Genomic DNA, 13924 nt, shown 5'->3' with positions numbered 1-13924 from the left:
TTCAGCATTGATGCTGACTGACACTCCGCCATCGCGAGCAGGCTCGCTCCCACAGTGTTTATTCGCCGGTCAAAGCCCCTCCAGTTCCGCCATCAGGTCATTCAACCGATCCACCTTCTCCTCGGTGATATCACTGGCCGCCAGTCCATCGATGTACCCCGCCAGTTCCTCCACCGTGCTGCACTCGAACATCGCCCGCAGCGGCACGTCCCTTTGCAGGGTTTTCTGGACCCGGGAGGCGATCTGGGTGGCGAGTAGCGAGTGCCCGCCCAGTTCGAAGAAGTTGTCGCGGATGCCGACCTGCTCGACCTTCAGCACCTCGGCCCAGATGTCCGCCAGGGTCTGCTCCAGCTCATTGCGCGGCGCGACATAGTCCGCCGATTGCAACTGGCCGATTTCCAGCGCCGGCAAGGCCTTGCGGTCCAGTTTGCCGTTGGCGTTGAGCGGCAGTCTGTCGAGCCACAGCCAGTGCAGCGGCACCATGTATTCCGGCAGTTCGGCGCGCAGGCGCTGCTTGATGCGGTCCAGGCGTTCGGCCGGTGCCAGCGCCGAATCCGCCGCCACCAGATACCCCACCAGATGCTTGCCGTTGACGCCTTCCTGCACCCCCACCGCCGCATCGCGGACTTCCGCCTGCTCATGCAACCGCGCCTCGATTTCCCCCAATTCGATGCGATAGCCGCGAATCTTCACCTGATGGTCGATCCGCCCCACGTATTCCAGCACGCCGTCACTGCGACGGCGAGCCAGGTCGCCGGTGCGATACAGGCGATCCCCCGGCGCCCCGAACGGGTTCGGCACAAACACCTGGGCGGTGCGCAGCGGGTCGCTGACATAACCACGCCCAACCCCGGTGCCGGCCACGCACAACTCGCCCACCGCCCCCAGCGGCACCAACTCCAGCGCGCCGTCGAGCAGGTACAAGCGGTTGTTGTCGGTCGGCGTGCCGATCGGCAGATAGCTGCCACGGGTGGACGCCATGTCGACCCGGAAGAACGCCACATCGTCGGAGCATTCCGCCGGACCGTAGGCATTCACCAGCCCGATCTGTGGATAACGCAGCAGCCACTGGTGCGCCAGTTCCGGCGGCATCGCTTCACCCGTCGGCAGCATCCAGCGCAGGCCATCGAGGCTCATGCGTTCCTGGGCGAGCATGCCCTGGATCAGCGACGGCACGCTTTCCAGCACGGTGATGCCCTGGGTCTGCACATGGGCCAGCAGCCCCTGCGGATCGTGGGCGATGCTGTTCGGCACGATGTCCACCCGCGCACCGAACAACGGCGCGGCGAGGAACTGCCACACGGAAATGTCGAAGCTTTGCGAGGCAGTCTGGGCGATCACGTCAGCCTCGCTCAGGTCCAGATACGGCACCTTGCTCAACTGGTTGTTGAGCATGCCGCGCTGCTCGACCATCACCCCTTTCGGCAAACCGGTGGAGCCGGAGGTGTAGATCACGTAGGCCAGATTGTCCGGACCGCTGTAGATCCCCGGATCGGCGACCGACACGTCGCTGGCCTGCACCTCTTCCCACACCAGCAAGCGAGGGCGATTGGCGCAACCGCATTCCCCGAGCAGCGCCAGCGCCTGTTCGCGACTGGCCTGGGTGCAGACCAGCAGCGGCGTGCGGCTCAGGTCGATGATGCGGCTCAGGCGCTGACTCGGCAGCCCCGGATCCAGCGGCAGATAACCCGCCCCGGCCTTGAAGCTGCCGATGATCATGCCCAGCAGATCGAGGTTGCGCTCCGCCAGCAGCGCCACCGGCTGATCGAGCCTGACACCCGCAGCGATCAAGGCATGCCCCAGGCGATTGCTACGCTGGTTCAGCGCCTCATAACTGAGCTGCTGATCCAGACAGCTGGCGGCGATCCGCTGCGGATGCGCGGCGACCTGCGCCTCGAACAGCGCGACGTAGCTCTGCTCCAGCGGGTAATCGTGCTCGCTCTGGTTGCAGCCATGAATCAAAAATTCCTGCTCTTCCTCACCCAGCAATGGCAGATCGAGCATGTCGCCATGGAAGCCCTCGACCAGCGCCAGCAGCAAGCGCTTGAACTCACCCAACATGCGCTCGACCGTAACCTCGTCGAAATAACGCTGGTCGTAGGACAGGTGCAGCCCCAGGTCATCCCCCGGATAGCACACCGCCGTCAACGGGAAGTTGGTGTGGGTGCGACCGGAATCCGAAGTCGCATTCAGGCTTTGCGCGCGGTCCAGCACCGAGACTTCCACCGGGGCGTTCTCGAACACGAACAGGCTGTCGAACAGCGGCTGGCCCTTGGGCAGCTCGCTCTGTTCCTGAATGTTCACCAGCGGCAGGTATTCGTACTCGCGCAGCTGCATGTTGCTGTCGAGTAGTTGCGTCAGCCACTGGCGCACGCTGCAACGCTGATCGTCCTCGGGCATCTTCACCCGCAGCGCGATGCTGTTGATGAACAGGCCGACGGTACGCTGCATGTGCGGCATGTCCACCGGACGCCCCGCCACCGTGACGCCGAACAGCACGTCGCGGTCGCCGCTCAGGCGTCGCAGCACCAGGGCCCACGCCGCCTGGGCAAAGGTGTTGATGGTCAGTTGATGGGCCTGGGCCAGTTCGCGCAGACGCACCCCGTCACGAGCATCGAGCCGGGTGTAGCGGTCGCCGACGATCATGCCGCCGCTGTCGCCGGCATGCTCACGCAGGAACGGCCGGTCGCTCGGAATCGGCGTGGTCCGCTCAAAGCCCTGCAGGTTGGTTTTCCACCACTGCCGTGCTTCGGCCAGGCTCTGGCGTTGCAGCCAGCCGATGTAGTCGCGATAACGCGGCGGCACGGCCAGTTGCGCATCGCGGCCTTCGCCCAGGGCCATGTAGATCTCGAAGAAATCGTTCATCAGCAGCGAACGGCACCAGGCATCGATGAGGATGTGGTGGTTGCTCATCATGAACCAGTAACGCGCCGCGCCGACCCGGATCAGGCGCAGGTGGAACGGCGCCTGGTTGAGCAGATCGAAGCCGGCCTCGCGCTCGGTCTTGAGCAGATGCTGCAGTTTCGGTTCCTGCTCGGCTTCGGCAACGTCGCTCCAGTCCAGGTACTCGATCGGCGTGCTGCCCGGCTTGTGGATAACCTGCAGCATGTCTTCGCCGACGTTCCAGCAGAACGATGCGCGCAAGGCTTCGTGACGGGCGATCACCGCCTGCCAGGCCTGGGCGAAACGCTGCGGATCGAGCTCGCTGTTGATGCGATAGCGGTCCTGCATGTAGTAAAGGCCGGTGCCCGGTTCGAGCAAGGTGTGCAGCAACATGCCTTCCTGCATCGGGGTCAGCGGGTAGACGTCCTCGATGGCGGCGGCCGGCACCGGCAGCGCATCGAGTTGCGCCTGGCTCAGTTTCGCCAGCGGGAAGTCCGACGGCGTCAGGCCACCGGCCTCGTCGCGCAGGCAATGGGCGATCAGGCTTCGCAGCTCGCCGATATAGGCATCGGCCAGATCGCTGATGGTCTGCCGCTCGTGACGCTCGGCGCTGAAGGTCCAGCGCAGCACCAACTCACCGCCGTAGACCTGACCGTCGACGCTCAACTCGTTGGGCAACGGCGCCCGCGGATCGTGGGCCGCGCCAATGTTTTCCTCCAGCGGCAGGAACAGCGCATCGGCACCGAAGCTCTGGTCGAACTGGCCCAGGTAGTTGAAGGTGACCGGCGCCAGCGGCAACGCCTCGATGCCGCGACGGCAGGATTCGTCGGCCAGATAGCGCAGCACACCATACCCCAGCCCCTTGTGCGGCACCGCGCGCAACTGCTCCTTGATCGCCTTGATCGAGGCGCCCTGCCCGGCCGCTTCTTCGATGTCGTGCGGGGTCAGGCGCAGCGGGTAGGCACTGGTGAACCAGCCGACAGTGCGGGTCAGGTCGATCTCGTCGAACAGCGCCTCGCGGCCATGGCCCTCCAGTTGAATCAGCGCCGACTCATGACCACTCCAGCGGCACAAAACCCGGGCCAATGCGGTGAGCAACAGGTCGTTGACCTGGGTGCGATAGGCGCTCGGCGCCTGTTGCAGCAATTGCCGGGTGCGTTCGCTGTCCAGGCGCACGCTGACGGTTTGCGCATGACGATTCTGCCGGCCGCCCTCAGGGTGATCGCAAGGCAACTGGGCATTTGGCCCAGCCAATTGGCTCTGCCACCAGCTCAGCTCTTCACGCAGGGACTCGCTGCCGGCATAGGCCTGCAAGCGTGCCGCCCAATCGCGGAACGCGCTTGTCTTCGCCGGCAGGTTGACCGACTGCTGCGCCTCGAGCTGGCGATACACGCTTTGCAGATCATCCAGCAGTACGCGCCAGGACACCCCGTCCACCACCAGGTGGTGAATGGCAATGAACAGCCGTTGTTGACCTTCAGGCCCATCCACCAGCAGCACCCGCATCAGAGGACCTTGTGCAAGATCAAGACTGCGCTGGGCATCGGCGAACAGCGCAGCGCATTTGTCCATGGAGGACACCCGCACTTGCAGCAACGCCGGCGCATCGCTCAGCGCCTGATGTTCTGCCTGCCATTGGCCGGACACCTCATTGAAGCGCAGGCGCAAGGCATCGTGCTGTTCGATCACTGCAAGCAGCGCCGCCTCAAGGCAATGAGGTTCGAGCACGACGGTCGGCTGCAACAGCAATGCCTGGTTCCAGTGCTGGCGCTGCGGGATGTCGGTGTCGAAGAACCAATGCTGGATCGGCGTCAGGCGCGACTCGCCGCTGAGCAGCCCCTGCTCGGCGGTAACCTGCTCGGTGCGACTGGCCACGGCGGCGAGGGTCTGCACGGTCTGGTGCTGGAACAGGTCCCGCGGGCTGAAGTGGATGCCCTGTTGCCGCGCACGGCTGACCACCTGGATCGACAGGATCGAGTCGCCACCGAGTTCGAAGAAGTTGTCGTTAAGACCGACCTGTTCGACGTTCAGCACTTCGCACCAGATCTGCGCCAGGGTGATTTCCAGCGCGTTGCTCGGCGCAACGTATTGCTGACGGTTCAATTCCGGGTCCGGCGCCGGCAGTGCACGACGGTCGAGTTTGCCGTTGGCGGTCAGCGGCATGCTCTCAAGTAGGATCAGGTGCGCGGGCACCATGTAATCCGGCAGTTGTGATTTGAGATGCGCCTTGAGGGTTTCGCGCAACGCCGCCGTATCCGACCCGTCGCCGTCACAGACCAGATAGCCCGCCAGCTGCTTGCCGCTCGGGGTATCGAGGGCCAGCACCACCGCTTCGCGGACCGCCTCATGTTCCAGCAGACGGTTTTCGATTTCCCCCAGTTCGATGCGGAAACCACGAATCTTCACCTGATGGTCGATCCGTCCCAGGTACTCCACCAGGCCATCGGCGCGCTGGCGCACCAGGTCACCGGTGCGGTACAGACGCCCGCCGTTGGTGGCGAACGGGTCGGCGACAAAGCGCTCGGCGCTCAGCCCCGGACGCTGGTGATAACCCTGGGCCAGGCCCGCGCCGCCGATGAACAACTCGCCGGTCGCGCCCTGCGGCACCAACGCCAGATCGGCATCGAGAATGTAGGCCACGCGATCACCGATCACGCTGCCGATCGGCACGCTGCCGGCGCCCTCTTCCAATACTTGCGGAGCGAGGCTGGCCAGCGGCATGACCACGGTTTCGGTCGGGCCATAGGCGTTGAAGAACAGGCTCGGCTTGAACGCCGCGCGGATTCGCTGCAGATGCTCGCCGGTCAGCGCCTCGCCGCCGGTGATGATCATCCGCACCGGCAGGGTTTCATTGCGGGTCGCCAGCCATTGCGCCAGCTGGCTGCCATAGCTGGGGGTGCAGCCGATAATGTTGACGCCGTGACGGCGGATCAGCCCGCAGATTTCCTCGGCATCCCACTGCCCCTGCGCTCGCAACACCACCTGCCCGCCGCTGAGCAGCGGCACCAGCAGGCGCTCGGTGGCGGCGTCGAAGTTGATCGAATAGAAGTGCAGCTCGCAATCGTCCACACGCATGCCGAAGCGCTCGATCACCGCGCGGCAGTGCATGGCGATTTCACCGTGGGACACCACCACGCCCTTGGGCTTGCCGGTGGAACCTGAGGTGTATATCAGGTACGCCTGATGCTGCGGGAGGCTGATGAAAGGCAGCACGCCGGTCGGGTAATTCATCAGCGCCGGGCTGTCGTCTTCCAGGCACCAGCGACCGACACTGGCCGGCAGCTCGCCCAGTGCGGCGAACATCGCCCGGTCGCTGAGCAGCAGGCCGATGCCGCTGTCCTCGATCATGTAATGCAGACGGTCGAGGGGATATTCCGGGTCCAGCGGCACGTAGGCGCCGCCGGCCTTGAGGATCGCCAACAGGCCGATGACCATCTCCAGCGAACGCTCCAGCGCCAGGCCGACGCGAACCTGCGGCCCGACACCACGCTCGCGCAGCACCCAGGCCAGGCGATTGGCGCGGCTGTCGAGTTCGGCGTAGCTCAGGGTCTGACCGGCGAAAGTCAGGGCCGGCGCGTCCTTGCGCACCAGCGCCTGCTCGGCGAACAGCTGATGGATGCACTGGTCGAGGCGATGCTCGCCCGGCTCGACGCCGAGGCTGTCGAGCAATTGCTGCTGCTCGCAGGCCGCAAGCAATGGCAACTCACTCAGGCGCTGCTGCGGATCGGCGATCAGCGCTTCCAGCAGATTGCGCCAGTGCCCGGCCATGCGGGCGATGCGCGGCTCGTCGAACAGGTCGGTGCTGTAGGTCAGGCAGCAACCCAGGCGATGGTCGAGGTCGGTGACTTCAAGATTGAGGTCGAACTTGGTCGCCCGGGCATCGTTGACCAGGTACTCGACGGTCATGTCGGCCAGGGTGCGGCTCTGCTGGAATTCCCAGCGCTGCACGTTGCACATCACCTGGAACAGCGGGTTGTAGGCGGCGCTGCGCGGGGGCTGCAAAGCCTCCACCAGATGATCGAACGGCAGGTCCTGATGGGACTGGCCTTCGATCACGGTATGACGCACCTGCTCGAACAGCTCGCCCACCGACATCTGCCCATCGAGCTGGCAACGCAGCACCTGGGTATTGAGGAACGCGCCGATCAACCCTTCGCTTTCCGGACGGATGCGGTTGGCCACCGGGGCGCCGATGCGCAGGTCGGTCTGGCCGCTGTAGCGGTAAAGCAGCACGGCCAGGGCGGCGGTCATGGTCATGAACAGGGTCAGGCCCTGTTGCGCGTTGAACGCACGAACCCGCGCCGCGAGGTCGTCACTCAGGTCGAAGCGGAACAACTCGCCCTGATGGCTCTGCACCGGTGGACGCGGACGGTCGCCGGGCAATTCCAGCAACGGATGTTCGCGGCCCAGTTGTGCGGTCCAGTAATCGAGCTGGCGCTGACGCTCGCCGGACTCCAGCCACTGGCGCTGCCAGACGCTGTAGTCCAGGTACTGCACCGGCAGCGGCGCCAGCGGCGACTCGCGGCCGTCGACGAACGCTTCATACAGCGCGCTGAGTTCCCGGGCAAAAATGTCCATCGCCCAGCCTTCGGTGACGATGTGGTGCAGGGTCAGCACGAAGTAGTGCTCCTGCCCGGCGGTCTTGACCAGGCAGGCGCGCAGCAGCGGACCGGTTTCCAGATCGAATGGCAGGTGTGCCTGCTCGTCCGCCAGTTGCTGCACCCGTCGCTCGCGTTGCTCGGCGGCCAGGTTCGAGAAGTCCATCCATTGCAGGCCCAGGCCGGTCTCGGCATGCACCTGCTGGCGGGCCACGCCGTCGACGCTCGGGAAGGTGGTGCGCAGGGTTTCGTGACGCAGGATCAGCGCCTGCAATGCGGCGTCGAAGCAGCTGACATTCAAATCCCCACGCAGGCGGGCCATGCCGCCGACGTTATAGGCCGGGCTGTCCGGCTCCATCTGCCAGAGGAACCACATGCGTTGCTGGGAATAGGACAGCGGCACCGGCTGGCTACGGTCGACGGCGGCAATCGGCGGCTGTTTGTTGGTCTGGCCGCTGGCCTGGATCAGGCGGATCTGTTCGGCGAAGGCGCCCAGTTCACTGTTCTCGAACAAGGCACGCAAAGGCAGCTCGACGTCGCAGGCCTGACGGGTGCGGGAAATGATTTGCGTGGCCAGGAGCGAATGGCCGCCGAGGGCGAAGAAATCATCGCGGAGGCCGATCTGCGTCAGGCCCAGCACTTCACGCCAGATGCCGGCGATCTGCTGTTCCAGTTCGGTCACCGGCTCGACGTGTTCGCGAACCTGCCACTGCGGTTCCGGCAGAGCGCGACGGTCGAGTTTGCCGCTGGGGCTCAGGGGCATCTGCTCCAGACGCATCAGCTGCGCCGGGACCATGTACTCCGGCAGTTCGCTGGCCAACGCGGTTTTCAGGCGCGCGGTTTGTGCGTCTTCGGTTTCACCGGCATCGGTCACGGTGTAGTAGCCGATCAACTGTGCGCCGGCCGCGGTTTCCCGCACCAGCACCACGGCTTGCGCCACGCCGTCCTGGGCCAGCAGGCGCGCTTCGATTTCCTCCGGTTCGACGCGGAAGCCGCGCAGCTTGACCTGCTGATCGAGGCGACCGAGGTATTCGACCACGCCATCGGCGCTCCAGCGTGCACGGTCGCCGGTGCGGTACAGCCGCGCGCCCTGCTCGCCCAAGGGATCGACCACGAAGCGCTCGGCGGTCAGCGCCGGGCGGCCGAGGTAACCCCGGGCCAGGCCCAGGCCGCTGATGCACAGTTCGCCGGGCACGCCGGCCGGCAGCGGATTGAGCTCACTGTCGAGCACCCGGCAAACCACGTTGCCCAGCGGCCGGCCAATCGGCGAGCGTTCGCCATCGGCGCTGGAGCAGTGCCAGTGGGTGACGTTGATCGCGGTCTCGGTCGGGCCATAACGGTTGTGCAGCTGCACCGCCGGCAGTTGCGTCAGCACCCGATTACGCAGTTCCGCCGGCAAGGCTTCGCCACCGGAGAACAGCCGACGCAGGCTGGTGCATTCGGCGCTTTGGGGTTCGTCGATGAACAGCGAGAGCAGCGCCGGCACGAAGTGCAGCGTGGTCACGCCATGTTCCAGCACCAGCTGCGCGATGCGATGAGGGTCGCGGTGCTCACCCGGTCCGGCAATCAGCAGCCGCGCGCCGGTGATCAGCGGCCAGAAGCACTCCCACACCGACACGTCGAAGCTGATCGGCGCCTTCTGCATCAGCACGTCGCTGTCGTCCAGGCCATAGGTGTTCTGCATCCATTGCAGGCGCTCGGCCAGCGCGGCGTGGGTATTGCCGACGCCCTTGGGCTGGCCGGTGGAACCGGAGGTGTAAATCACATAGGCCAGGTTATCGCCGTGCAGATGCAGGCCCGGTGCCTGGCACGGCCAGTTGTCCAGGTGCAGGGTGTCCATGGCGATCACGCTGACGCCGTCCGTGGCCGGCAGCCGCTCGAGCAATCCGGTCTGGGTCAGCAGCAATTCGACGCCGCTGTCCTTGAGCATATAGGCCAGGCGCTCGGCCGGGTAATCCGGGTCCAGCGGCACGTAGGCGCCGCCGGCCTTGATGATCGCCAGCAAACCGATCAGCAGTTGCGGCGAACGCTCGCAGGCGATGGCCACGCACACGTCCGGGCCGACGCCTTTGTCGCGCAGGTAATGGGCCAGGCGATTGGCCCGGGTGTGCAATTCGGCAAAGCTCAGGCTGCCGCCGTCCCAGACCAGCGTGGTGCGTTCCGGGGTCTGGCGGGCCTGTTCGTTGAGCCGTTCCGGCAGCCATTGCTGCGCCGGTTCGCAGGGCGCAACGCTCCAGTTTTTTTGCTGATCGTGTTCACTCAAGGACAGCAACGGCAGGTCGCCAAGGGCAGTTTCCGGTTGTTCGCAGACGGCTTGCAGCAAGCGACTGAAATGCGCGGCGAGACGCTCGATGGTCGCCGCGTCGAACAGCTCATCGGCGTAGTCGAAGGACAGCGTCAGCCGGCCGTTGCGATCTTCTTCGCTGTGCAATTGCAGGTCGAACTTGGCTTCGCGGCTGTGCCACGGCAGCTCTTCGGCCAGCAAACCCGGCAGGCGCTTCAAGGCGCCGAGGTCGCGCTGCTGGTGGTTGAACATCACCTGGAACAGGCCCTGTTCGCGGGCCTGCGGGAAGGCTTCGAGCAGTTGTTCGAAAGGCAGGTCCTGATGGGATTGGGCCCCCAGCGCCGCCTCGCGGGTTTGCGCCAGCAACTGGTCGAACGGCAAGCGCGAATCCAGTTCGGCACGCAGCACCTGAGTGTTGATGAAGAAGCCGATCAGGCCCTGGATTTCCAGGCGCGGGCGGTTGGCGTTGGGGACGCCGATGCGGATATCACGCTGACCGCTGTAGCGATGCAACAGGGTCTGGAATGTCGCGAGTAGCAGCATGAACGAGGTCGATTCATGGGCTTGGGCGGTCTGGCGAACGGCATCGCTCAGACCTGCAGGCAAACGCAGGGTATGGCGCGCGGCGCTGCGTTGCTGTTGTGCCGAACGCGGGTGATCGGTGGCCAGGTCGAGCGTTGGAAGCTCATCCCCCAGGCGATCTTTCCAGTAGGCCAGCTGCCGCTCGCCCTCTCCTTGCGCCAGCCATTGACGCTGCCAGCTGCCGTAGTCGGCGTACTGGGTGGGCAGAGGCGCGAGCGTCGCCTGCTGGCCTTGGGTAGCCGCCGCGTACAGCCGGGAGAATTCGTCGATCAGCACGTTCATCGACCAGCCGTCGGCGATGATGTGGTGCATGGTCACCAGTAGTTGATGGTCTTCGTCATCGAGACGCACCAGCGTTACCCACAGCAGTGGGCCTTTCTCCAGATCGAACTGGGTGCGGGCTTCGTCCTCGCGGATCTGTTGCGCGCGGGCTTCGCGTTCGGCTGCCGGCAAGTCGCTGATGTCGATCGATTGCAGGTTGAATTCGCCGGCCGTCAACACCTGTTGCAGCGCCACGCCGTCACGTTCGAAGAAGCGTGTGCGCAGGGATTCGTGGCGTTCGATCAGCTGCTGGAAGCTGGCGCGCAGGGCGTCCTCGTCCAGCTCGCCGCGCAGGCGCAGGGCGCCGGGAATGTTGTAGGCGCTGCTGTGCGGGTCGAGTTGCCAGGTGATCCACAGGCGGTTCTGTGCCAGGGATTGCGGCATCGCTTCGCTGCGCGACAGAGCGACGATTTCGCCTTGCGGACTGCCGCCGTCCTGTTGCTGACCGGCCACGGCTTCGGCGAATGCGGCCAGGGTCGGCGCTTCGAACAGCAGGCGCAGGTTCAGCTCCAGGCCCAGGATTTCGCGCAGGCGCGCCACCACCTGGGTGGCGGCAATCGAGTTGCCGCCGAGCAGGAAGAAGTGGTCGTCGGCATCCACCTGCCTGACCTGCAACTGCTCGCACCAGACCTGGGCGATCAGGCTTTGCAACTCCGAGGCTGAGGCGCTTTGGCCGGCCACTTCATCGCTGGCCGAAGGGAACAGCGCATAGCTGTCGAGGCTGCCATCGGCCAGACGCAGGCGGCACGCCGAGCGTTGCAGTTTGCCGCTGGAAGTCTTGGGCAACGCGCCCGGATTGAGCAGCACCACCACGCTCGGCGCCTGTTGATAAGCCTCGGCCACCGCCTGACGGATAGCCTTGATCAGCGCTTCGGGCGGCAGGACTTTCTGCACGCTGCGGCTGATTTCCGCAGCGATGCCGATGCCTTCCTCGCCATCCTGATTGACCGCGAACGCGGCGACGCGGCCCTTGCGCACCACTTCCACTTCGCGCTCGACGGTCTGCTCGATGTCCTGTGGATAAAGGTTGTGCCCACGCACGATCAGCATGTCTTTCAGGCGGCCGGTGATGAACAGCTCGCCGTCGCGCATGAAGCCCAGATCGCCGGTGCGCAGCCAGGTCTTGCCGGCGTGCTGAACGAAAGTCTTGGCCGAGGCTTCGGGGTTGCGCCAGTAACCGAGGGCGATGCTCGGGCCGCTGGCCCAGACCTCGCCGACGGTGTTGTCCGCCACTTCGTTGAGCGAGGCCGGGTCGATGATCAGCACGGCATGTTCCGGCTGGCTGATCCCGCAGCTCATGATCGCGCTGCCCTCGCCTGCTTCGGCGCGGTTCTGCGCCAGGGCCTGATCGTCGACGCGCAGGTTGCCGATGCCCTGACCGCGTGGCGTACCGGCGACGAACAGCGTGGCCTCGGCCAGACCGTAGGACGCCATGAAGCTCTGCTCAGTGAAACCGCAGGCGGCGAACTTCTCGGCGAAGCGCTCCAGGGTGTCGAGGCGAATCGGCTCGGAGCCGGAATAGGCCACGCGCCAGCCGCTCAGGTCGAGCCGTTCCAGCGCCGACTCGCTGACCCTTTCGCTGCACAGGCGATAGGCGAAATCCGGCCCGCCGCTGATGGTGCCGCCGTATTCGCTGATCGCTTCCAGCCAGCGCAATGGCCGGCCGAGGAAGTACGCCGGCGACATCAGCACACAGGGCACGCCACTGAAAATCGGCTGCAACAGGCCGCCGATCAGACCCATGTCGTGGTACAGCGGCAGCCAGCTGACGATCACGTCGTCGGGGTTGAGGTCGATGCCGAAGCCGTGACGGATCAGCTGTTCGTTGGCCACCAGGTTGCCGTGGCTGACTTGCACGCCCTTGGGCAACGCGGTGGAACCAGAGGTGTATTGCAGGAAGGCAATGTCATGGTCCTGCAGATCGGGCGCGACCCAGCGGTCGGCCAGCGCGCTGTCGAGGGTATCGACGCACAGCAGCGACGGCGCGCCTTCGATCTGCGACAGGGCCGCTTGCAGGTCGGCGCTGGTCAGCAGCAGGCGCGGCTCGGCGTCGCTGATGATCGACAGCAGGCGCTCCTGGTGATGACGCTTGGCCGATTCAGGTGGATAAGCCGGCACGGCGATCACGCCGGCATACAGGCAACCGAAAAACGCCGCGACGTAATCCGGGCCGCTGGGAAACAGCAACACCGCGCGATCGCCAAAACCTGCCTGGGCCTGCAAGGCGCCGGCGATGGTCCGCGCACGCCGGTCCAGTTCGCGATAACTGAGCACCACAGCCTGGTCCGGGGTTTCGGCGAGAAAACGCAGGGCCACACGATCCGGCGTCAGGGCCGCACGGCGCTGGAGGGCTTGGACCAGTGTGCTGGGGAGTTCGAACGCGTCGGTCATGAGGTTTCCTGCCTGGATTCGGCTTGCAAGTAAATTTCACCAATGAGAACGGATGGCATCTGCAAATAATTAGTCGACCGGCCTGAACGCCAATCGGGCGGGGGACGGCACGCGAGAGCGTTCGCGTGTCGCTGTTCTCACTTTGCACTCTTAAGGAGCATTAGTTCTCTTTCTCAATTGACAATCATTATCATTCATCCTAATTTGTCGCTCGATGTGACGGACGGCCCGGCCTATAGGCCGTCCGCCTAACCAATTTGGCAGGGTGATTTCGATGACAGAGCTTTCCATGACGGAAGAAGTGTCCACCAGGTGCGATTCGCCGCTCATTCAGACCTTCGTCGACAATCGACTGATTCTGGTGAAGATCGCAGCGCGCATTACCGGCTGTCGCTCCCGTGCCGAAGATGTGGTGCAGGACGCGTTTTTCCGACTGCAATCGGCGCCGCAGATCACCTCGTCGTTCAAGGCGCAGCTCAGCTATCTGTTCCAGATCGTGCGCAACCTGGCGATCGATCACTACCGCAAGCAGGCGCTGGAACTGAAATATTCCGGGCCTGAGGAGGAAGGTCTGAACGTGGTGATTCAGGGCGCTTCACCGGAAACCTCGCACATCAACTTTTCCACCCTGGAAAACATCGCCGACGCCCTCGGGGAGCTGCCGAGCCGAACCCGCTACGCCTTCGAGATGTACCGCCTGCACGGCGTGCCGCAGAAGGACATCGCCAAGGAACTGGGCGTCTCGCCGACCCTGGTGAACTTCATGATTCGTGATGCGTTGGTGCATTGCCGCAAGGTGTCCAATAGCCGCCGTTAAGAGCTTCGCGGGCAAGCCTCGCTCCTACAGGGCACCGTAAAACCTGTG

Annotated in this window: 2 protein-coding genes; one reads left to right on the top strand and one right to left on the bottom strand. The window is 64.8% G+C overall.

Annotation, left to right across the window (positions count from 1 at the left end; all coding sequences use genetic code 11):
- Positions 1-69: 69 nt before the first annotated feature.
- Entirely contained in the window at positions 70-13059 is a 12990-nt protein-coding gene (locus ACW9JE_RS22115) for a non-ribosomal peptide synthetase (protein WP_457433943.1), read from the bottom strand.
- Positions 13060-13348: 289 nt separating this feature from the next.
- Here ACW9JE_RS22115 and ACW9JE_RS22110 point away from each other — a divergent pair, with 289 nt between their 5' ends.
- Positions 13349-13876, top strand: a complete 528-nt coding sequence (locus ACW9JE_RS22110) for an RNA polymerase factor sigma-70 (RefSeq protein WP_224537999.1) — start codon at positions 13349-13351, stop codon at positions 13874-13876.
- The last annotated feature ends 48 nt before the right edge of the window (positions 13877-13924 follow it).

The sequence above is a fragment of the Pseudomonas sp. SDO55104_S430 genome (assembly GCF_054070595.1).
The sequence above is the reverse complement of the archived record's forward strand: the minus strand, read 5'-3'. Positions and strand labels throughout refer to the sequence as shown.

Coding starts and splice junctions, on each gene's coding strand:
- ACW9JE_RS22115 (WP_457433943.1), bottom strand. CDS start 13,059: ATGACCGACGCGTTCGAACTCCCCAGCACACTGGTCCAAGCCCTCCAG.
- ACW9JE_RS22110 (WP_224537999.1), top strand. CDS start 13,349: ATGACGGAAGAAGTGTCCACCAGGTGCGATTCGCCGCTCATTCAGACC.